The organism is Streptomyces sp. NPDC001678 (assembly GCF_042892945.1).
Classification (GTDB): domain Bacteria; phylum Actinomycetota; class Actinomycetes; order Streptomycetales; family Streptomycetaceae; genus Streptomyces.
The window spans coordinates 328,511-348,071 of the sequence record NZ_JBIAUP010000003.1 but is presented as its reverse complement, the minus strand read 5'-3'; the positions used below and the strand labels follow the sequence as shown (position 1 = coordinate 348,071).

Annotated in this window: 18 protein-coding genes and 1 tRNA gene; 11 read left to right on the top strand and 8 right to left on the bottom strand. The window is 72.8% G+C overall.

Translation table 11 applies throughout. The features are described from left to right. Position 1: 1 nt before the first annotated feature. Positions 2 to 1,522, bottom strand: a complete 1,521-nt coding sequence (locus ACFYZR_RS08340) for a 3-hydroxyacyl-CoA dehydrogenase (RefSeq protein WP_391906817.1) — start codon at positions 1,520 to 1,522, stop codon at positions 2 to 4. Positions 1,523 to 1,660: 138 nt separating this feature from the next. Between ACFYZR_RS08340 and paaN the strand changes: the two genes are divergently transcribed. Then, positions 1,661 to 3,364 (top strand): phenylacetic acid degradation protein PaaN, encoded by a 1,704-nt coding sequence (gene paaN, locus ACFYZR_RS08335; protein WP_391906815.1) that lies wholly within the window; start codon positions 1,661 to 1,663, stop codon positions 3,362 to 3,364. 18 nt (positions 3,365 to 3,382) lie between these two features. On the opposite strand, the gene ACFYZR_RS08330 is transcribed toward paaN, so the two are convergent. The 3 genes from ACFYZR_RS08330 to ACFYZR_RS08320 are packed head-to-tail and all read right to left on the bottom strand — an operon-like array spanning position 3,383 to position 6,095. After that, the gene (locus ACFYZR_RS08330; RefSeq protein WP_391906812.1) at positions 3,383 to 4,156 is read right to left on the bottom strand and encodes a TrmH family RNA methyltransferase; all 774 of its coding nucleotides are present in this window, start codon (positions 4,154 to 4,156) and stop codon (positions 3,383 to 3,385) included. 5 nt (positions 4,157 to 4,161) lie between these two features. Continuing rightward, positions 4,162 to 5,421: an HTTM domain-containing protein gene (locus ACFYZR_RS08325; RefSeq protein ID WP_391906809.1), complete on the bottom strand. Its 1,260-nt coding sequence runs from the start codon at positions 5,419 to 5,421 to the stop codon at positions 4,162 to 4,164. Continuing rightward, positions 5,418 to 6,095, bottom strand: a complete 678-nt coding sequence (locus ACFYZR_RS08320) for a DUF5819 family protein (protein ID WP_391906806.1) — start codon at positions 6,093 to 6,095, stop codon at positions 5,418 to 5,420. The genes ACFYZR_RS08325 and ACFYZR_RS08320 overlap by 4 nt, the downstream gene beginning before the upstream one ends. A 215-nt stretch (positions 6,096 to 6,310) precedes the next feature. Here ACFYZR_RS08320 and paaA point away from each other — a divergent pair, with 215 nt between their 5' ends. The 6 genes from paaA (at position 6,311) to ACFYZR_RS08290 (ending at position 11,133) form a co-directional block, all read left to right on the top strand. Further along, positions 6,311 to 7,273 (top strand): 1,2-phenylacetyl-CoA epoxidase subunit PaaA, encoded by a 963-nt coding sequence (paaA, locus tag ACFYZR_RS08315; protein WP_391906804.1) that lies wholly within the window; start codon positions 6,311 to 6,313, stop codon positions 7,271 to 7,273. Next, positions 7,270 to 7,557: a 1,2-phenylacetyl-CoA epoxidase subunit PaaB gene (paaB, locus tag ACFYZR_RS08310; RefSeq protein WP_391906801.1), complete on the top strand. Its 288-nt coding sequence runs from the start codon at positions 7,270 to 7,272 to the stop codon at positions 7,555 to 7,557. Before paaA ends, paaB begins: the two co-directional genes overlap by 4 nt. Next, positions 7,554 to 8,282 (top strand): 1,2-phenylacetyl-CoA epoxidase subunit PaaC, encoded by a 729-nt coding sequence (paaC, locus tag ACFYZR_RS08305; protein ID WP_391906799.1) that lies wholly within the window; start codon positions 7,554 to 7,556, stop codon positions 8,280 to 8,282. Before paaB ends, paaC begins: the two co-directional genes overlap by 4 nt. Further along, positions 8,276 to 8,788: a 1,2-phenylacetyl-CoA epoxidase subunit PaaD gene (gene paaD, locus ACFYZR_RS08300; protein ID WP_391906797.1), complete on the top strand. Its 513-nt coding sequence runs from the start codon at positions 8,276 to 8,278 to the stop codon at positions 8,786 to 8,788. The genes paaC and paaD overlap by 7 nt, the downstream gene beginning before the upstream one ends. Continuing rightward, positions 8,788 to 9,876 (top strand): 2Fe-2S iron-sulfur cluster-binding protein, encoded by a 1,089-nt coding sequence (locus tag ACFYZR_RS08295; protein ID WP_391906794.1) that lies wholly within the window; start codon positions 8,788 to 8,790, stop codon positions 9,874 to 9,876. Before paaD ends, ACFYZR_RS08295 begins: the two co-directional genes overlap by 1 nt. A gap of 102 nt (positions 9,877 to 9,978) precedes the next feature. Continuing rightward, entirely contained in the window at positions 9,979 to 11,133 is a 1,155-nt protein-coding gene (locus ACFYZR_RS08290; protein WP_391906792.1) for an acyl-CoA dehydrogenase family protein, read from the top strand. Between the two features lie 31 nt (positions 11,134 to 11,164). Here ACFYZR_RS08290 and ACFYZR_RS08285 read toward each other — a convergent pair whose 3' ends face one another. The 3 genes from ACFYZR_RS08285 to ACFYZR_RS08275 all read right to left on the bottom strand — a co-directional run bounded on the left by ACFYZR_RS08285 (position 11,165) and on the right by ACFYZR_RS08275 (position 14,046). Then, positions 11,165 to 11,512, bottom strand: a complete 348-nt coding sequence (locus ACFYZR_RS08285) for a rhodanese-like domain-containing protein (RefSeq protein WP_391906788.1) — start codon at positions 11,510 to 11,512, stop codon at positions 11,165 to 11,167. A 22-nt stretch (positions 11,513 to 11,534) separates the two neighbouring features. Then, entirely contained in the window at positions 11,535 to 12,350 is an 816-nt protein-coding gene (locus tag ACFYZR_RS08280) for a J domain-containing protein (protein ID WP_391906786.1), read from the bottom strand. Positions 12,351 to 12,573: 223 nt separating this feature from the next. Further along, complete coding sequence (locus ACFYZR_RS08275; RefSeq protein ID WP_391906784.1) at positions 12,574 to 14,046, bottom strand: DUF2252 domain-containing protein; 1,473 nt, start codon at positions 14,044 to 14,046, stop codon at positions 12,574 to 12,576. 239 nt (positions 14,047 to 14,285) lie between these two features. Here ACFYZR_RS08275 and ACFYZR_RS08270 point away from each other — a divergent pair, with 239 nt between their 5' ends. Further along, positions 14,286 to 16,025, top strand: coding sequence for a proline--tRNA ligase (locus tag ACFYZR_RS08270; RefSeq protein WP_391906782.1), 1,740 nt, complete (start codon positions 14,286 to 14,288; stop codon positions 16,023 to 16,025). Positions 16,026 to 16,160: 135 nt separating this feature from the next. Here ACFYZR_RS08270 and ACFYZR_RS08265 read toward each other — a convergent pair. After that, positions 16,161 to 16,244: transfer RNA gene (locus tag ACFYZR_RS08265), tRNA-Leu, on the bottom strand. A 330-nt stretch (positions 16,245 to 16,574) separates the two neighbouring features. Between ACFYZR_RS08265 and ACFYZR_RS08260 the strand changes: the two genes are divergently transcribed. From ACFYZR_RS08260 to ACFYZR_RS08250, 3 genes are all read left to right on the top strand, one after another. After that, on the top strand, positions 16,575 to 17,420 hold the full coding sequence (locus ACFYZR_RS08260) for an FhaA domain-containing protein (protein WP_391906779.1): 846 nt from the start codon (positions 16,575 to 16,577) through the stop codon (positions 17,418 to 17,420). Positions 17,421 to 17,430: 10 nt separating this feature from the next. Continuing rightward, positions 17,431 to 17,958, top strand: a complete 528-nt coding sequence (locus tag ACFYZR_RS08255; RefSeq protein ID WP_391906776.1) for an FHA domain-containing protein — start codon at positions 17,431 to 17,433, stop codon at positions 17,956 to 17,958. Positions 17,959 to 18,033: 75 nt separating this feature from the next. Beyond that, positions 18,034 to 19,560: a PP2C family protein-serine/threonine phosphatase gene (locus ACFYZR_RS08250; protein ID WP_391907317.1), complete on the top strand. Its 1,527-nt coding sequence runs from the start codon at positions 18,034 to 18,036 to the stop codon at positions 19,558 to 19,560. The last annotated feature ends 1 nt before the right edge of the window (position 19,561 follow it).

Genomic DNA, 19,561 nt, shown 5'->3' with positions numbered 1-19,561 from the left:
ATTACAGCAGGCTCTCTTCGACGGCCGCACGGCGGCGGAGGGACAAGGACGGGTGGTAGCGGCCGCCGGGGTACTCCCGGTCCAGCCCCCACAGGATGTTCCGGACCCGTTCCAGACCGAGCTCGCGGCCCCACTCCAGGGGCCCGCGCGGATAGTTCACGCCCAGCCGCATGGCCGTGTCGATGTCCTCGCGGCTCGCGACGCCCCGGGCGGCGGCGTCCTCGGCGAAGTCGACGAGCATGGCCACCGTGCGGGCGACGATCAGGCCCGGGACGTCGTCGATGACGCTGACCTTCTTGCCGAGCGCCTGGAACAGGCCGACGGCGGCGCGCACGTCGGCCTCCGGCGCCTTCCGGGACGGGGCGAGGGCGACCCGGGTGCAGGAGCGGTAGTCGAGCGCGAGGTCGAAGTGGATGGTCGTCCCACCGCTCTGCGGAGTGGCGGCCTCACCCTTGGTGAGCGTGAGCCGCGTGCCGCCGGGCAGCGCGATGTACCACTCGGGCTCGTGCGGCGCTCGGTCCCGCACGACCTTGACGCCCGCCTCCTCGATCATGGCGCGCAGCGGCGCGCAGACGGGCGGCACCTGGCCGTGCCACCCGATCTCCGCGGGCGCCTCGCGGGGCTCCGCCGTGCTCGGCTCGGGCCTCTCGGCGCCGTCGGCGTACGGGAACCATCCCGCGCCGGTCTTCCTGCCCAGCAGCCCGGCCTGCACGAGCCGTCCCTGGGCCAGCGACGGCGTGAACTTCGGGTCGCGGAAGAACGCCTCGTGGACCGAACGGGTGACGGCGTCGTTCACGTCCTGGCCGATGAGGTCGGTCAGCTCGAAGGGGCCCATCGCGAAGCCGCCGCTCTCCCGGAGCACCGCGTCGATGGTGGCGGGGTCGGCGCCCCGCTCCTCGTACACGCGGAAGGCCTCGGCGTAGAAGGGCCGGGCGAGGCGGTTCACGATGAAGCCCGGGGTGTCGGCGCAGGCCACGGGGGTCTTGCCCCACGCGGCGACGGTGGCCCGGGCCCGCTCGGCGGCCGCGTCGTCGGTGGCGTGGCCGCGTACGACCTCGACGAGGGGGAGCACCGGGGCGGGGTTGAAGAAGTGCAGGCCGACGAAGCGGCCGGGCCGGCGCAGGGCCCCGGCGACGGCGGTCACCGGCAGGGAGGAGGTGTTGGTGGCGAGCAGGCAGTCGTCCGCGACGGCTGATTCCAGCTCCTGGAAGAGCTTCTGTTTGGCGTCCAGCCGCTCCACAATCGCTTCGATGACGAGCGCGGAGTCGGCGAGTTCGGCGAGCCGCGCGACGGGCCGCAGACGGGCGAGAGCCGCGTCCCGGCCGGCCGCGTCGAGCCTGCCCTTGTCCACCAGGCGGCCGAGCCGGGCGGCGATCGCCCGGGCCGCCTCCTCCGCCTGGCCGGGCACCGCGTCGTACAGCCGTACGGGGTGGCCCGCGACCAGGGCGACCTGGGCGATGCCCTGGCCCATGGTGCCGGTGCCGACGACGGCGACGGCTCGGGCCGGGTCGATTGCGGTCATGACAGTGATCCTCCCCGATGAGTTGTCCACAGGTTCGCCGGGCCCCCTTGCCCCGACCGATCGTTCGGTTACTGTATCCACCGGGGGCGCTTCTGATCCCCCGTATCGGAGCCCCGCTCGACGAGGAGTTGGTCTGACGTGACCGCCGGACTCACCACCGCCCAGCTGATCGAGAAGCACCGCCCCACTCTTGACCAGGCCCTGGACGCCATCCGTTCGCGCGCGTACTGGTCCCCGCACCCCGAGCACCCGAAGGCCTACGGGCCCGAGGGCGCGCCCGGCAGCCTGGGCGCCGCAGAGGGCCAGGCCGCCTTCGACGCCCAGCGCGGCAAGCGCTTCGAGCTGGACCAGCCCGGCACCGACGGCTGGACGGGCTCGGAGGTCTCGCCGTACGGCTTCGAGCTGGGCATCGAGTATCCGCACGCCGATGTCGACGTCCTCCTGCCCACGCTGCGCGCGGCGATGCCCGCGTGGCGGGAGGCGGGCCCAGGGGCGCGGGCGGCGGTCTGTCTGGAGATCCTGGCCCGGATCAACGCCCGGACCCACGAGTTCGCGCACGCGGTCATGCACACCAGCGGCCAGGCGTTCATGATGGCCTTCCAGGCCGGCGGGCCGCACGCACAGGACCGCGGCCTGGAGGCCGTCGCCTACGCCTACGCCGAGCAGACGGGCGCGGCCCCGGAGACCGCCGAGTGGGTCAAGCCGCAGGGCAAGCGCGATCCCCTGAAGCTGAACAAGCAGTTCACCGCCGTGCCGCGCGGCGTCTCCCTGCTCATCGGCTGCAACACCTTCCCCACGTGGAACGGCTACCCGGGCCTGTTCGCCTCGCTGGCCACCGGCAACGCCGTCCTGGTCAAGCCCCACCCGCGCGCGGTGCTGCCGCTCGCCCTGACCGTGCGTGTCGCCCGTGAGGTGCTGGCCGAGGCCGGTTTCTCCCCCGATCTGGTCGCGCTGGCCGCCGAGCGGGACGGCGAGGGCATCGCCAAGTCCCTGGCCGTCCGGCCGGAGATCCGCATCATCGACTACACGGGCTCCACCGCCTTCGGCGACTGGCTGGAGGCCAACGCCCGCCAGGCGCAGGTCTTCACGGAGAAGGCGGGCGTCAACACCGTCGTCGTCGACTCCACCGACGACTACAAGGGCATGCTCTCCAACCTGGCCTTCTCGCTGTCCCTCTACAGCGGCCAGATGTGCACCACCCCGCAGAACCTGCTCATCCCGCGCGAGGGCATCGCCACGGACGCCGGGCACAAGTCCTTCGACGAGCTCGTCGCCGACCTCGCCACGGCCGTGGAGCGGCTCCTGGGCGACGACGCCCGGGCCAACGCCCTGCTCGGCGCCATCGTCAACGACCAGGTCAAGGGCAGGATCGACGCCGCCGCGCAGCTCGGCGAGGTCGCTCTCGCCTCCCGTTCCGTGGCCAACCCCGACTTCCCCGGCGCCACGGTCCGCACCCCGGTCATCGTCAAGCTCGACGGCGCCAAGCCGGACGCCGAGGCGGCCTATCTCTCGGAGTGCTTCGGCCCGGTGTCCTTCGCGGTGGCGGTCGACTCCATCGCCGACGCGGTGGAGCTGCTGCGCCGCACGGTGCGGGAGAAGGGCGCGATGACGGTCGGGGCGTACACGACCTCGGCCGATGTCGAGCGGCTGATCGAGGAGGCCTGCCTGGAGGAGTGCGCCCAGCTCTCCCTCAACCTCACCGGTGGGGTGTACGTCAACCAGACGGCCGCGTTCTCCGACTTCCACGGCTCGGGCGGCAACCCCTCGGCCAACGCGGTCCTGTGCGACAGCGCCTTCGTCGCCACCCGCTTCCGCACGGTGGAGGTACGCCGCCAGGCCTGAGCCGGCCGGGGCCGGGGCTCAGCCCGCCGTGGGCGCCGCCCCGGCCCCGCCCCAGTGGAACAGCGCCATCGCCACGCTCGTGGCCAGGTTGTAGCTGGACACCTGCGGCCGCATCGGCAGGGCGACCAAGCGGTCCGCCCTGCCCCGCAGCTCCGCCGAGACCCCGTGCCGCTCCGACCCGAACACCAGCAGCGCGTCGTCGGGCAGGGGGACGCCCCGGATGTCGTCCCCCTCCGGGTCCAGGACGTACAGCGGCCCCGGGGGCAGATCGTCGGCGGGCAGCCGCTCCACCGCCGTCGCGTAGTGCAGCCCGGCCCCCGAGCGCACGGCGTTGGGGTGCCAGGGGTCGATGTCCCCGGTGGTGACCACGCCGGTCGCCCCGAAGCCGGCCGCCAGCCGGACCACCGCCCCGACGTTGCCGAGGTTGCGCGGGTTGTCCAGGACGACGACGGGCGCCTGCCGGGGGCGCCGGGCCAGCGTGTCGAGGTTGTCGCGGCGGTCCCGCCGCGTGGCCAGGGCGGCCACGCCCGTGGGGTGGATCCGGGGCACGAGTTCCTTCAGCGTCGCCGCGGGCACTTCCACCAGGAGGTCGTCGAGGGTGTCCGTCAGATCGTCGGCCAGGTCGGCGGAGAGCGCCAGGACGGAGGCCTTGTCGCTGGTCAGGGCGGGCCCCACGGGCGCCCCGAAGCGCAGGGCGTGCTTGAGCGCGTGGAAGCCGTCGAGCAGCACGGCGCCGGGCGCGTCGGCGGCCCACCGCCGCAGCGCGGCGGTGCCGGGTTCGTCCTGGGTCATGGGCCTCAGCCTACGGTCCGCCGGCCGGCCTCCGGCACGGCGGCCGGGCCGTCCGCCGGTCTGCCGGCCTCCTCCTCGGCCGGGGTCCGGGGCGCGGGGCAGGACCCCGCCGGCTCCGGCCGTCTGCGGGCCGGGGGCAGCAGGCGCCGGGCGCCCTCCAGCCGGCGCAGGAAGGACGTCGGCAGGAACACCGCGTCCGCGACGATCATCGCGAGGGAGAAGAAGGGCAGGCCCAGCAGCACGGCGATGCCGAGGTGCTCGGCCATCATCAGCGCCAGCAGCACGTTCTTCACCCGCCGGTTGAGCAGGGTGAAGGGGAACGCGACCTGGACGGCCACCGTGCCGTAGCTGAGCAGCAGGACGACGATGCTGCTGGCGGCGAGGGCGTGGGAGAGCCAGGGCCAGGGCGAGAAGTAGTCGATGTGCATCGGGTAGAACAGCGCGGTGCCGTCCTGCCAGCGCGTTCCCTGGACCTTGTACCAGCCGGCCGTGGCATAGATCAGACAGACCTCCGCCATGATCACCAACAGGGCGCCGTTGTGCGCCAGATGGGCCAGCGAGTCGAGCACGGCGCGCGGCTCCCCGGGGGCGTGGCGCCGCACGGCCCACCACAGTCCCTGGACGGCCCACAGCCCCCACAGGGCGACGGGCCAGGAGAGGCCGGGCAATGGCCCCTCCCCGGTCCAGGACATGCGGTCGTCGCCCAGGAACTGCGCGAGGACGAGCCCGATCCCGCACACCGCCCACAGCACGACACCCGGCACGTCCTTCGAGCCGGCGTCGGCACCCTCCCGCGCCTGGCGTGCCGCGCGCCGGGCGTCGAGGGACCAGACCTGCCCGCAGCGGGTCAGGACCATGTAGAGCGCCATCAGATGGACGACGTTGTCGCCGCCGTCCCCGATGAACACGCTGCGGTTCTGCAGCGACAGCACACCGAGCATGGAGAGGACCGACATGGTCCGGGTGCGCCACCCGAGCATCAGCAGGGCGCTGAAGACGATGGCCAGCGCGTAGACGGTCTCGAACCACACGGGGCTGTCGGACCACATCAGCGCGGTGAAGGCGTGGTTGTCGCCGGTGAGTTCGCGGGCCATCCCCCAGCTCCAGGGGGCGTTAGGCCCGTAGAGCTCATGGCGGTTGGGCCATTCGCGGAGCAGGTAGCACAGCCAGGTGAAGGAGAGGCCGATCCGCAGGAGGGCCGTCTGATAGGGGCCCAGGGAGGCGCCGGTGACGCGGGCGAGAGCGCGCGCCAGTGAGGTGGTCATCGGTTCCTCGCCTCCGCGAGATCGGCGGTGGTCACCGGCCACCAGCCCAGCACCCGGTACACCGGTTTGGTGTCGGCCTTCTCGTCGCTCCAGGGCGGTGGCGCGATGGAGGTGGACACGGACCGCACCTGGACGCGTTCGACCGGGCGGCCGCCCTGGACCGCGCCCAGCCGGGAGACGGCGATGCGGCGGACGTACTGCTCGGCGAGGCGGCCGCGCAGGCCACTGGAGCGCTCCTGGGCGTCGTGGGTGCCCGCGTAGAAGTCCCAGGCGCGGCGGAGCTCGTTCTGCCGGGTGTGGCTGGGGACGGGGTTGTGGAGTATGTCGGCGCCGTCGCGGGCCGACAGGTCGGTCCAGGGGGTGACGGTGGTCCGGCCGTCCGGGCCGGTCAGCTCGGCGCGCGCCTGGACGGCGACGTTCTGCTGGAGCGGATTGGGGGCGAAGAACTTCCAGTTCTGCTCGAACTCCGGGTAGACGTAGTCGTCTATCTCCGCCGCGTGCTGTTTGCTGACCGTGTTCGGCGGCGCCACGTGCAGGAACATCATCGTCAGGTGCACCGCGACCGCCAGCGTCACCACCGCGGCGCCCACGGCGACGACGACGCGTGACGGCAGGGACAGACCCTCCGGGCCGGCGGCGCCGCCGGCCCGCTCGCGCGCCTCGTCCGTCTCCATCGATCCGCCCCGATTCCGTGTCCGCCGGTCCATGCGCCCATGGCGCGCCGCCGGGCGCCCGAGTGCCCCGGCGTGCACCCGAACCGTACCGACGCGGCCCCACGAGGCCCAGCGCCCACGGGTTATCCACAGGCTTGACAGGGTCTGGGGCTCGCCCCACCATTGAACCGAACGATCGGTCGGTAGGGAGAGTCATCAAGGCGAGGGGGCACGGCATGACCACGACGGCGCCGGAGACGGAAGCGCTGGAGGCGGTGTTCGAAACCGCCGTGGCCGCCGACGAGCGCATCGAGCCACGCGACTGGATGCCCGACGCCTATCGCGCCACGCTCGTCCGGCAGATCGCCCAGCACGCGCACTCCGAGATCATCGGCATGCAGCCCGAGGCCAACTGGATCACCCGCGCGCCCTCGCTGCGCCGCAAGGCGATCCTCATGGCCAAGGTGCAGGACGAGGCGGGCCACGGCCTCTATCTCTACAGCGCCGCCGAGACCCTCGGCACCGGCCGCGACGAGCTGCTCGACAAGCTCCACGCCGGCCGCCAGCGCTACTCCTCGATCTTCAACTACCCCACCCTGACCTGGGCGGACGTCGGCGCCATCGGCTGGCTCGTGGACGGCGCGGCCATCACCAACCAGGTCCCCCTCTGCCGCTGCTCCTACGGCCCCTACGCCCGGGCCATGGTCCGCATCTGCAAGGAGGAGTCCTTCCACCAGCGCCAGGGCTACGAGCTGCTGCTCGCCCTCAGCCGGGGCACCGAGGCCCAGCACGCGATGGCGCAGGACGCGGTGGACCGCTGGTGGTGGCCGTCCCTGATGATGTTCGGCCCGCCCGACGACGAGTCCGCGCACTCCGCGCAGTCCATGGCCTGGAAGATCAAGCGGCACTCCAACGACGAGCTGCGCCAGCGCTTCGTGGACATCTGCGTCCCCCAGGCCGAGTCCCTGGGCCTCACCCTCCCCGACCCGGACCTCCGGTGGAACGAGGAGCGCGGCCACCACGACTTCGGCGCCATCGACTGGGACGAGTTCCACGAGGTCCTCCGCGGCAACGGCCCGTGCAACGAACAGCGGATCACCCAGCGCCGCAGAGCCCATGAGGAGGGCGCCTGGGTCCGCGAGGCAGCCGCCGCGTACGCCACCAAGCACGCGGCCGAACACGGAGAGGCGACAGCATGACCGGCACCGACTGGCCCCTGTGGGAAGTGTTCGTGCGCAGCAGGCGGGGCCTGTCCCACACCCACGCCGGCAGCCTCCACGCCCCGGACGCCGAGATGGCCCTGCGCAACGCCCGTGACCTCTACACCCGGCGCTCCGAAGGCGTCTCCATCTGGGTGGTGCCGTCCACGGCCGTCACCGCCTCCTCGCCGGACGAGAAGGACCCCTTCTTCGAGCCCGCCGCCGACAAGCCCTACCGCCACCCGACCTTCTACGACATCCCGGCGGGGGTGAAGCACCTGTGACCGCCCCCGTAAAGGCCCCCGCGGCCGCCGCCCTCTCCCTCGGCGACGACGCCCTGGTGCTCTCCCACCGGCTGGGCGAGTGGGCCGGGCACGCCCCCGTGCTGGAGGAGGAGGTCGCCCTCGCCAATATCGCGCTCGACCTGCTCGGCCAGGCCCGCGTCCTGCTCTCCCTCGTGGGCGACGAGGACGAGCTCGCCTACCTCCGAGAGGAGCGCGCTTTCCGCAACGTCCAGCTCGTCGAGCAGCCCAACGGCGACTTCGCCCACACCATCGCCCGCCAGCTCTACTTCTCCACCTACCAGCACCTGCTGTACGAACGGCTGGCCGGCGACGGGGAATCGGCCTTCGCGCCGGTCGCGGCGAAGGCCGTCAAGGAAGTCGCCTACCACCGGGACCACGCCGAGCACTGGACCCTGCGGCTCGGCGACGGCACGGCGGAGAGCCACTCCCGGATGCAGCGCGCCCTCGACGCCCTGTGGCGGTTCACGGGCGAGCTCTTCGAGCCCGTGGAAGGACTGCCCGTCGATCCCGCCGCTCTCCGCGATGGCTGGCTGACCTCCGTGACCGGCGTCCTCCGGCGCGCCACGCTGACCCTGCCCGAAGGCCCCCAGGCCGGCGGGTGGACGGCCGGCGCGGGCCGGCAGGGCATCCACACCGAGCCGTTCGGGCGGATGCTCGCGGAGATGCAGCATCTGCACCGCAGCCACCCGGGGGCGACATGGTGAGCGCGTCCGCGGGAGCCCCCGCCTCCCGCCTCGAAGAGGAGCTCCTGGCCCTGGCCGGGTCCGTCCCCGATCCCGAGCTGCCCGTGCTCACCCTGGCCGAGCTGGGCGTCCTGCGCGGCCTGCGCGTTACCGGCCCCGGCAGGGTCGAGGTGGAGCTCACCCCCACCTACACCGGCTGCCCCGCCGTCGAGGCGATGTCCGCCGACATCGAACGCGTGCTCAATGAACAGGGGCAGCCCGAGGTCACCGTCCGCACCGTCCTCTCCCCGCCCTGGTCCACCGACGACATCACGGCCGAAGGCCGCCGCAAACTGGAGGAGTTCGGCATCGCGCCACCGGGGCCGACGGGGGCCAGAGGCCCCGTCATGGTCGGTCTGGCCATTCGGTGCCCGCACTGCGGATCCACCGACACCACGCTGCTGAGCCGGTTCTCCTCCACCGCCTGCAAGGCGCTGCGCCGCTGCGAGGCATGCCGCGAACCGTTCGACCACTTCAAGGAGTTGTGATGGCAGCGGCCCGCCATGGCGCCTTCCACCCGCTGCGAGTGACGGCCGTCGAGCCCCTCACCGACGACTCGGTCGCCGTCACCCTCGCGGTCCCGCCCGCCCTGCGCGCCGGCTTCCGGCACGCGCCCGGCCAGCACCTCGCCCTCCGCCGGACCGTGGACGGCACGGAGATACGCCGCACCTACTCCATCTGCGGCCGGGCCCCCGGCCCCGAGGGGCCCGAGACGCTACGGGTCGCGGTACGGCTGGTGGATGGCGGGGCGTTCTCGACGTACGCCCTCAAGGAACTGGCCGCGGGGGACACCGTGGAGGTGATGGCCCCGGCCGGACGGTTCGTGCTGCGGCCCCGGCCCGGCCGCTTCGCCGCGATCGTCGGCGGCAGCGGGATCACGCCCGTCCTCAGCATCGTCTCGACCCTGCTGGCGAGCGAGCCGGAGGCCCGGTTCTGCCTGATACGCAGCGACCGCACCACCGCCTCGACGATGTTCCTCGACGAGGTCGCCGACCTCAAGGACCGCTACCCCGACCGGCTCCAGCTCGTACAGACCCTCTCCCGCGAGGAGCAGCAGGCCGGGCCCGCCTCCGGCCGGCTGGACGAGGAGCGGCTGACCGGGCTGCTGCCCGCGCTGCTGCAGGTCGGGACGGTCGACGGCTGGTTCCTGTGCGGCCCCCATGGGCTGGTGGAGGGCGCGGAGCGGGCGCTGCGCGCCCTGGGTGTCCCGCGTGAGCGGATCCACGAGGAGATCTTCCATGTGGAGGAGACCCCGACGGGTGCCACGGCCCCGTCGGCGGGCACGGCGACGGCCCCCGCCCACAGCAAGGTGACCGCCAAGCTGGACGGCCGCAGCGGCAGTTGGCCCGTGCGTGACGGGGAAACGCTGCTGGAGACGGTTCTGCGCAACCGTGCCGACGCGCCCTACGCCTGCAAGGGCGGCGTCTGCGGCACCTGCCGCGCGTTCCTGGTGTCGGGCGAGGTGCGGATGGACCGTAACTTCGCGCTGGAACAGGAGGAGTTGGACGCGGGATACGTGCTGGCCTGCCAGTCCCACGCCACCACGGAGAAAGTGGAACTGGACTTCGACCGCTGACCACATTCCCAATTCCCCGCCCCTGCCTTACTTTGACAGATCGTCAGATCCTCACTCATCCGAACTCATCCGCTCGGATGTCCGTACGAGGAAGGGGCGGCCATGGACTTCACCTTCACCGAGGAGCAGCAGGCGGCGGCCGAGGCGGCCCGGGCCGTCTTCGGCGGGGTGAGCGTCGACGGGGTGCCCAGCCCGGCCCTGGTGGCGGGAGCGGTCGCCGAGGACTTCGACCGCCCGCTGTGGCGCCGCCTCGCCGACGCGGACCTGCTGAGCCTGCTCCTGCCCCAGGAGCGCGGCGGTGCGGGGCTCGGGCCGATCGCCCTGTGCCTGGTGCTCCGCGAGGCGGGCCGGGTCCTGGCCCGCGTCCCCCTGCTGGAGACCAGCGCCGCCGCCTTCGTCCTGGGCGCGTACGGCGGCGCCGCGACGGGCCCGCTGCTGGACGCCATCGGCCGGGGCGAGCTCGTCGTCACGGCCGCCGCCCACGGGCGCACCGGGCATGACGCCCCCGAACGCGCCGTCACCGCCCGGCAGGACAGCGACGGCCACTGGATCCTCGACGGGCAGCAGACCGCCGTGCCCTGGGCACCCACCGCCGACCGGATCCTGCTGCCCGCCCACACCGGGGACGGCCGCACGGTCCTCGCCCTGGTCCCGCCCGGCCGGCCCGGGGTCACCCTGGACGACCAGGTCTCCACCAACGGCGAGCGCTACGCCCGGGTGACCCTGGACACGGTGCGCGCCGGGCAGGACGAGACGATCACGGCGGACGGCGCCTGGGCACGGCTGCGCGAGCTGCTCACCGTCGGCACCTGCGCCCTGGCGCTCGGCGTCGGCGAGGCGGCCGCCCGGATGACCGGCGACTACACGAGCAAGCGGGAGCAGTTCGGCTTCCCCCTCGCCACGTTCCAGGCCGTGGCGGTCCAGTGCGCGGATCGCTATATCGACTTGAGGGCGATGGAGGCCACGCTCCTCCAAGCGGCCTGGCGCGTCGAGACGCCCACGACGAACACGGACGCCCTGCTCACGGACGCCCTGCCCGCCGGCGCCGACATCGCCGTCGCCAAGGTCTGGGCCTCCGAGGGCGTACGCCGCGTCGTCCAGACCGCCCAGCATCTGCACGGCGGCTTCGGCGCGGACACCGAGTACGCCCTGCACCGCTATCACGCCTGGGCCAAGCAGCTGGAGCTCTCCCTCGGCCCGGCGGCCGCCCACGAGGAGGCCCTGGGCGACCTGCTGGCCGCCCACCCCCTGAGCTGAGGAACAGGCCGAGGAACGGGCTGAAGAAGGGCTAGATCACAACGCCCGGAGCGCCGACGGCGTCCACGACCGGACGGCCGACGGCCTCCCACGCCTGCATCCCGCCCGCGACGTTCACCGCGTCGAGGTCCTGCTGCACCAGATAGGCCGTGACCTGCGCGGAACGGCCCCCGGACCGGCAGATGACATGGATCCGGCCGCCCTCGGGGGCCTTCTCCGTCAGCTCACCGAAGCGCGCCACGAACTCGCTCATCGGAAGGTGCAGCGCGCCCTCGGCGTGCCCCGCCTGCCACTCGTCGTCCTCACGCACGTCCACCAGGAAATCGTCGGCGGACAGGGCGTCGACGCCGACCGTGGGCACTCCGGAACCAAAAACCATGTCCCCGACGCTACCCGACCGGCTATCCGGCCAGCGAGGCCAGATGGGCCTCCCTTTCCGCGATCTGCGCCAGCAGCCCGTCGGCGATCTCCACGAGCAGCCCGTCCGGGTCGTCCGGCGCCATCCGCAGCATCGCGCCGATCGCTGAGGCCTCCAGTTCGGCGGCCACCGCCGACAGCATGTCCTTCCGCTGCGCCAGCCACTCCAGCCGCTCGTACAGCTCTTCGCTGGGGCTGGCGCGCCGCTGCGCCGGCACGGGACCGGCGGCCCACTCCTCGGCGAGCTCCCGGAGCAGCGCCTCGTCGCCGTCGGCGTAGGCGGCGTTCACCCGCACGATGAAGGCCTCGCGGCGCAGCCGGTCCGCCTCGTCCGGGGCCAGGTCCGGGTGGGCCTTGCGGACCAGCTCGCGGTAGGCGCGCCGGGCCGCGTCGCTGGGCCGCACCCGGGCCGGCGGGCGTACCCGCTGCTCGTTGAGCATGGCCGCGGCCTCCGGGGACATCCCGGAGTCGTCGATCCAGCCGCCCAGCAGGTCGTCGACCCCCGGCATGGGCTGCACCAGCGCCCTGGCCTCCCGGGCCCGCCGGACGTCCTCGGCGTCGCCCGAGCGGGCCGCGACGGCCTCCGCGATCAGCGCGTCGAGCTCGTCGAGCCGGGCGTACATCGGGCCGAGGCGCTGGTGGTGCAGGCGGGAGAAGTTCTCCACCTCGACCCGGAAGGTCTCCACCGCTATCTCGAACTCGATCAAGGCCTGTTCGGCCGACCGCACGGCCTGGGCGAGCCGCTCGGTACCGGGTTCCTCCGCACGCGGCTCGTCGGCCGTCTCAGCTTCCGGGTTCATCACCCGCCCAGGGTACGAGGTGGCCTCCGGCCCGGACCCCGGGTTCCGGCCCGGACCGCCCCACCGGCACGGAAACCCGCCCCCACCAGCGCCCCACCGGCACGGAAACCCGCCCCCACCAGCGGCCCACCGGCACGGAAACCCGCCCCCACCAGCACCCCACCGGCGCGGAGGCCCACCGCCACCGGCACCAGCGCCCCGCCCCCACCGCGCCCCGTGCCCGTCAGACCCCCGTCTCCGCCGCCACCCGCCCGGTGCGGACGGCCGCCGCCAGCTCCGCGTGGTCGGCTTCCATGCGGTCCGCGTACGCGACGGCGAAGGCGGCGATCGCCTCGTCCAGCTCCTCGCCCTTGCCGCAGTAGGCGGCGATCAGCAGCGGGTCGGCGCTGTGCGCGTGCGCCCGCGCCAGCAGGGCGCCCGTCATCCGCCCGTAGTCGTCGAGCTCGCCGGGGGCCAGCGCCGCCGGGTCCACGCTGCCCTTGCGGTTGCGGAACTGCCGCACCTGGTACGGGCGCCCCTCGACCGTCGTCCACCCCAGCAGCACATCGCTGACGACCTGCATCGACTTCTGTCCCAGCACCACGCGCCGCCCCTCGTGCCCGGCGAGCGGCGCCTCGAAGCCCGTCTTCTCCGCGTAGGGCAGCAGCACCGACGACCGGGCCTCCTTCACCTGGAGCACCAGCGGCTCGCCCCGGTGGTCGTGCAGCAGCACCACGTACGACCGCAGGCCCACGCTCCCGGTGCCCACTATCCGGAACGCCACATCCTGGATCGTGTACCGGGCCAGCAGCGGCAGCAGCTCCTCCGGCAGCGTGCTCAGGTACGGGCCGAGGGAGGCCGCGACGGCGGCCGCCTCCCGGTCCGGCACCCGGCGCAGCACGGGCGGCGCGTCCACGAACCGGCGGCCGCCCAGCCCGTCCTCCTCCGTCGACCTGGCGGCGAAGCGGGCGCTGGTGTTCCGCCGGGCCTTCGCCCCGACCCGCTCCAGCGTGCCCATCAGCTGGTGGGCGTCGGCGTGGGAGACGAGTTCCTCGTCGGCGATGGCGTTCCAGGCCTCGGACGCGGGCATCCGGGCCAGCAGCCGCATCGTGTGGCGGTAGGCGCCGGCGGCGTCGCGTGCCGCCGTGCGGCAGGTGTCCTCGTCGGCCCCCGCCTCGCGCCCGGCCAGCACCAGGGAGGCGGCGAGGCGCTTCACGTCCCACTCCCACGGCCCGTGGAGGGTCTCGTCGAAGTCGTTGAGGTCGATGACGATTTCGCCCCGCGCGTCGCCGTAGAGGCCGAAGTTCGCGGCGTGCGCGTCGCCGCACAGCTGGGCGCCCACGCCCGTGACGGCCGTGCCCATCAGGTCGTACCCCATCAGCCCGGCCGAGCCGCGCAGGAAGGCGAAGGGGGAGGCCACCATGCGGCCCACGCGGATCGGGACGAGCTCGGGCAGCCGCCCGGCGTTGGCCTCCTCGACGCTCTCGACCGCGCCGGGGCGCCCCGCGGCTGGCCGCCACCGGGCGTGCGCGGCGCGGGGCACCGCGTCGCGCAGGGCCTTGCCCGCCACCTTCGCGGCCTTGCCGGCCTTGCCGGGCCCGGGCACGGCGCCGCGCGCGGCCTCGCGCGCGGCCTCGCGCGCGGCCTCGCGCGCGGTCCCGGCCGGCTCTGCGGCCGTCGGCTGGGCGAATCCCGGTACGTACGGCAGTCGCGTCATCGCGGTGCCACCTCCCCCATCGGCGTGAACCGCCCGTTGGTGTCGATCTTCCCCGACCGTACCGCCCCGCCGGCGGCCGTGTCCGGCAGGGCGGCCACGCGGCAAATCACCTTGTCCACAAGCCCATTGGCCTGCCACACATATCAGGTCTTCCCCGACGAAATCCGCTTCTGGATGGAGGGACGCGCTGGATACCCTGCACACCCATCGCATCGCTCTCCCCCTCGCAAGGAGTCAACGTGTCCCAGGTCCAGCGGATGTCCCGGCTGATGGTGAAGACTCTGCGCGACGATCCGGCCGACGCCGAGACGCTCAGCCACAAGCTGCTGGTGCGGGCCGGTTATGTGCGCCGCAACGCGGCCGGCGTCTGGACCTGGCTGCCGCTGGGCAAGAAGGTCCTGGACAACGTCTCGGCCGTCGTGCGCGAGGAGATGGACGCCATCGGCGCCCAGGAGGTGCTGCTGCCGGCACTGCTGCCCAAGGAGCCGTACGAGGCGAGCGGCCGCTGGGAGGAGTACGGCGAGCTGCTGTTCCGGCTGAAGGACCGCAAGGGCGCGGACTACCTCCTGGGCCCCACGCACGAGGAGATCTTCACTCAGACGGTGAAGGACCAGTGCGTGTCCTACAAGGACCTGCCGGTGATGCTCTACCAGATCCAGACGAAGTACCGGGACGAGGCCAGGCCGCGCTCGGGGGTGCTGCGCGGCCGGGAGTTCCAGATGAAGGACTCGTACTCCTTCGACATCACGGACGAAGGCCTGGCCGAGTCGTACGCCCTCCACCGGGCCGCCTACCAGCGGATCTTCGCCCGTCTGGGGCTGGACCACCGGATCGTGTCGGCGGTGTCGGGGGCGATGGGCGGCTCGACCTCGGAGGAGTTCCTGGCCCCCGCCGCGGCCGGTGAGGACACCTTCGTCGACTGCCCGGCGTGCGGGTACGCGGCGAACACGGAGGCGGTCACCTTCCCGGCGGACCTGGCGAACCGGGCGGACCTGGCGGACCTGGCGGACCGGGCCCGGCCGGTGGACGGTTCCGCGGTGGGCCCGATGGAGGAGCTGGACACCCCGGACACCCCGACGATCGAGTCCCTGGCCCGGCAGCTGGCTGTCCCCGCCTCCGCGACGCTGAAGAACCTCCTGGTCAAGGTCGACGGGGAGATCGTGGCCGTGGGCGTGCCCGGGAACCGCGAGGTGGACCTGGGCAAGCTGGGCGAGCACCTGGCCCCGGCGGTCGTCGAGCTCGTCACCGCCGAGGACTTCGCCGGCCGCCCGGACCTGGTGCGCGGCTACGTGGGCCCGCAGGGCCTCGAGAAGGTCCGCTACATCGCCGACCCGCGCGTCGCCCCCGGCACCGCCTGGGTGACGGGCGCCAACAAGCCGGACACCCACGCGCGCGACGTCGTCTGCGGCCGGGACTTCGAGGTCGACGACTATCTGGACGTCGTCGTGGTCGAGGAGGGCGACCCGTGCCCGTCCTGCGGCGCGGGCCTGAAGCTCGGCCGGGCGATCGAGATCGGGCACATCTTCCAGCTCGGCCGCAAGTACGCCGACACCTTCCAGCTGGACGTGCTGGGCCCGCAGGGCAAGCCGGTGCGGGTGACCATGGGTTCGTACGGCATCGGCGTCTCACGGGCAGTGGCGGCGCTGGCGGAGCAGACCGCCGACGCCAAGGGCCTGTGCTGGCCCGCCGAGGTCTCCCCGGCCGACGTCCATGTGGTCGCGGCCGGCAAGGCGGCGCAGACCGAGCTCGCCCTGGACGCCGCCGAGCGGCTGCGCGCGGCGGGCCTGCGGGTGCTGGTCGACGACCGGGCCGGGGTCTCTCCGGGGGTGAAGTTCACCGACGCGGAGCTGATCGGCGTCCCGAGGATCCTGATCGTCGGCCGCCGGGCCGCCGAGGGAGTGGTGGAGCTCAAGGACCGCCGCAGCGGTGAGAGCGAGGAGCTGCCGCTGACGGAGGCGGTCGCGAAGCTGACGGCCTGACCGTCCGATCGTCTGATCGTCCGGCCGGAGCACACCCGCTCCGGCCGGACCGGTATGTGTGAGCACTCCCACACACCGGACGAGGACATAGCAAGACGGTCGGCATCGTGATCACGATGCCGACCGTCTCGTCTGTGCGCGAGGGGGGAGTTGAACCCCCACGCCCTTTCGGGCACTGGAACCTGAATCCAGCGCGTCTGCCTATTCCGCCACCCGCGCATGGGTGTGTCTTCCGCTTTCCGGACCGTTCCCCCGGCGTTTCCGCCCGGTTCTTGTCCGTTCGCCTTCCGACATCGAGAACATTAGCACGCCCTCGACGGTGCGTTCACACCCATTGCCTCCGGCCCGTGCCCGGGGGAGGGCCCGGGGAGGGCTCCGGTTGCGGGACACTGGCTTCGGGGCACCTCTACGATCCGCGTGGAGGCGACACTCGTCACTCCTGGCGTCGAAGGGGAACCAGCCGTTTTCCCGACGCGTGGATACGATCAGTAAGCAGTATCAGGAACGACACTGAGCATCAGAGACGTCACTGAGGGAAGGAGGTGCCCCGTGGGAGTACTGAAGCGCTTCGAGCAGCGACTCGAGGGTCTCGTGAACGGCACCTTCGCCAAGGTGTTCAAGTCCGAGGTGCAGCCGGTCGAGATCGCGGGAGCACTCCAGCGGGAGTGCGACAACAACGCCACCATCTGGAACCGTGACCGCACCGTCGTCCCCAACGACTTCATCGTGGAGCTGAGCGCCCCGGACTTCGAGCGCCTCAGCCCCTACTCCGGCCAGCTCGGCGACGAGCTGGCCGGCATGGTCCGCGACTACGCCAAGCAGCAGCGGTACACCTTCATGGGGACCATCAAGGTCCACCTGGAGAAGGCCGACGATCTCGACACCGGTCTGTACCGGGTGCGCAGCCGCACCCTCGCCTCCAGCGAGTCGCAGGACCCGCACGCCCGGCAGCAGCAGCCCGCGCGCCCCGGCCCCGGCCCGTCCGGTGTCACCCAGGGCGCCGGTCATCCGCAGCAGCCCTCCGGCGTGCCGCCCATGCCCGCGTCGCCGCCGCCAGGTGTCCGTCCCCTGCCGCGCACCGGCGGACCGGGTCCCGGCGCGGTGCCCGGGGCTCAGACGCGCCGCTGGATCGAGATCAACGGCACCCGTCATCAGATCTCGCGGTCCACGCTCGTGCTGGGCCGCAGCACCGAAGCGGACGTACGCATCGACGACCCCGGCGTCTCCCGCCGGCACTGCGAAATCCGGGTCGGCACCCCCGCCACGGTCCAGGACCTGGGGTCGACCAACGGCATCGTGGTGGACGGACAGCACACCACGCGCGCTACGCTCCGCGACGGCTCACGGATCGTCGTGGGCAGTACCACCATCGTTTATCGGCAAGCCGAAGGGTGAAGCGGGGGCAATGTCAGAGCTGACCCTCACGGTCATGCGGTTGGGTTTCCTCGCCGTACTGTGGCTGTTCGTCATCGTGGCCGTCCAGGTCATCCGCAGCGATCTGTTCGGCACCCGCGTGACCCAGCGCGGCTCCCGCCGCGGCGGGGAGGCCCGCCCGCAGCGCGCGCAGGCCCCGGCCGCGCCGCCGCAGCAGCGCCAGCAGCAGCCCGGCGGCCGCCGCGCCGACCGCGGCCGTCGTGGCGCGCCCACCAAGCTGGTGGTCTCCGAAGGCAGCCTGACCGGCACCACGGTGGCCCTCCAGGGCCAGACCATCTCCCTCGGCCGCGCCCACGACTCGACGATCGTGCTGGACGACGACTACGCCTCCAGCCGGCACGCCCGGATCTACCCCGACCGCGACGGCCAGTGGATCGTCGAGGACCTCGGGTCGACCAACGGCACCTACCTCGACCGGACCCGGCTGACCACCCCGACCCCGATTCCGCTCGGCGCGCCGATCCGCATCGGCAAGACCGTCATCGAGCTGCGGAAGTAGTAGGACCATGACGACCGGAGGGTGGGCAGCGTGGCTGGGAAGGGGCTGTACCCGGAGCCGACGGGCGAGGTGCGCATGAGTCTGTCACTGCGCTTCGCCGCCGGATCGCACAAGGGCATGATCCGGGAGGGCAACGAGGACTCCGGTTACGCCGGCCCCCGGCTGCTCGCCATCGCCGACGGCATGGGCGGCCAGGCGGCCGGCGAGGTCGCCTCCTCCGAGGTGATCTCCCAGCTGGTCACGCTGGACGACGACGTCCCGGGCTCCGACATCCTCACCTCCCTCGGCACCGCCGTGCAGCGCGCCAACGACCAGCTGCGCGTGATGGTCGAGGAGGACCCCCAGCTGGAGGGCATGGGCACCACGCTCACGGCCCTGCTGTGGACCGGTCAGCGGCTCGGTCTCGTCCACGTCGGCGACTCCCGCGCGTACCTCCTCCGCGACGGTGTGCTCACGCAGATCACCCAGGACCACACCTGGGTGCAGCGGCTGGTCGACGAGGGCCGGATCACCGAGGAGGAGGCCACCACCCACCCGCAGCGCTCCCTGCTGATGCGCGCGCTGGGCAGTGGCGACCACGTCGAGCCGGACCTGTCGATCCGCGAGGTGCGGGCCGGCGACCGCTATCTGATCTGCTCCGACGGTCTCTCCGGTGTCGTCAGCCACCAGACGATGGAGGAGACCCTCGCCAGCTACCAGGGCCCGCACGAGACGATCCAGGAGCTGATCCAGCTCGCCCTGCGCGGCGGCGGCCCGGACAACATCACCTGCATCGTGGCCGACGTCCTCGACGTCGACGGCGGGGACACCCTCACCGCCGAGTTCAACGACACTCCGGTGATCGTCGGCGCGGTCGCCGAGAACCAGCTGCACATCATCGACAAGCGGGCCATGCAGACCCCGGCCGGCCGCGCCGCCGAGCTGGGCCGGCCCGTGCCCCCGCAGGAGACGGCGCCCGGCGGCTTCGGCCCGCCCGGTAGCGGCGACGCGGGGGCGTCCGGTATGCCGGACGGCGCCTTCGGCCCGTTCACGGACGAGGACTTCGTCAAGCCCCGGCGCAAGGGCCGCTGGCTCAAGCGCTCGCTGATCATCGCCCTGGCGCTGGGCGTGGTCGGCGGCGGTCTGTACGGCGGCTACCAGTGGACCCAGACGCAGTACTACGTGGGCGCGAAGGACAACGACCACGTGGCGGTCTACCAGGGCATCAACCAGGACCTGGCGTGGGTGAGCCTGAGCAAGCTGTACAAGGACCACCCCGAGATCGAACTCAAGTACCTGCCGGTCGACCAGCGCAGTCGTGTCGTGGACACGATCGCCGTCGGCAGCCGGGACCAGGCCGTGCAGAAGGCCAAGGAGCTCGGCACGCTCGCCGGCGCCTGCAAGAAGGAAGCCGAGCGGCACAAGGCCGAGCAGCAGCAGCGCGAGAGCGAGAAGCAGAACAGCGACCGCACGGGCGGGGCCACGAGCGGCACCGCCAAGGACAAGGAATCCGGCGAGGCCCGCTCCCACGCCGCCCAGGCCACCCCGGCCCCCACCCCGGGCCCCACCCTCAGCGAGGAAGAGCAGAAGTTGGTCCCGCAGTGCAGCAGCGCTCAGCAGTGAA

What these genes read in the sequence shown, in the direction of transcription:
- ACFYZR_RS08340 (WP_391906817.1), bottom strand. Translation starts at nt 1,522, where the DNA reads ATGACCGCAATCGACCCGGCCCGAGCCGTCGCCGTCGTCGGCACCGGC.
- ACFYZR_RS08330 (WP_391906812.1), bottom strand. Translation starts at nt 4,156, where the DNA reads ATGACCCAGGACGAACCCGGCACCGCCGCGCTGCGGCGGTGGGCCGCC.
- ACFYZR_RS08325 (WP_391906809.1), bottom strand. Translation starts at nt 5,421, where the DNA reads ATGACCACCTCACTGGCGCGCGCTCTCGCCCGCGTCACCGGCGCCTCC.
- ACFYZR_RS08320 (WP_391906806.1), bottom strand. Translation starts at nt 6,095, where the DNA reads ATGGAGACGGACGAGGCGCGCGAGCGGGCCGGCGGCGCCGCCGGCCCG.
- paaA (WP_391906804.1), top strand. Translation starts at nt 6,311, where the DNA reads ATGACCACGACGGCGCCGGAGACGGAAGCGCTGGAGGCGGTGTTCGAA.
- paaB (WP_391906801.1), top strand. Translation starts at nt 7,270, where the DNA reads ATGACCGGCACCGACTGGCCCCTGTGGGAAGTGTTCGTGCGCAGCAGG.
- paaD (WP_391906797.1), top strand. Translation starts at nt 8,276, where the DNA reads ATGGTGAGCGCGTCCGCGGGAGCCCCCGCCTCCCGCCTCGAAGAGGAG.
- ACFYZR_RS08295 (WP_391906794.1), top strand. Translation starts at nt 8,788, where the DNA reads ATGGCAGCGGCCCGCCATGGCGCCTTCCACCCGCTGCGAGTGACGGCC.
- ACFYZR_RS08290 (WP_391906792.1), top strand. Translation starts at nt 9,979, where the DNA reads ATGGACTTCACCTTCACCGAGGAGCAGCAGGCGGCGGCCGAGGCGGCC.
- ACFYZR_RS08285 (WP_391906788.1), bottom strand. Translation starts at nt 11,512, where the DNA reads ATGGTTTTTGGTTCCGGAGTGCCCACGGTCGGCGTCGACGCCCTGTCC.
- ACFYZR_RS08280 (WP_391906786.1), bottom strand. Translation starts at nt 12,350, where the DNA reads ATGAACCCGGAAGCTGAGACGGCCGACGAGCCGCGTGCGGAGGAACCC.
- ACFYZR_RS08275 (WP_391906784.1), bottom strand. Translation starts at nt 14,046, where the DNA reads ATGACGCGACTGCCGTACGTACCGGGATTCGCCCAGCCGACGGCCGCA.
- ACFYZR_RS08255 (WP_391906776.1), top strand. Translation starts at nt 17,431, where the DNA reads ATGTCAGAGCTGACCCTCACGGTCATGCGGTTGGGTTTCCTCGCCGTA.
- ACFYZR_RS08250 (WP_391907317.1), top strand. Translation starts at nt 18,034, where the DNA reads ATGAGTCTGTCACTGCGCTTCGCCGCCGGATCGCACAAGGGCATGATC.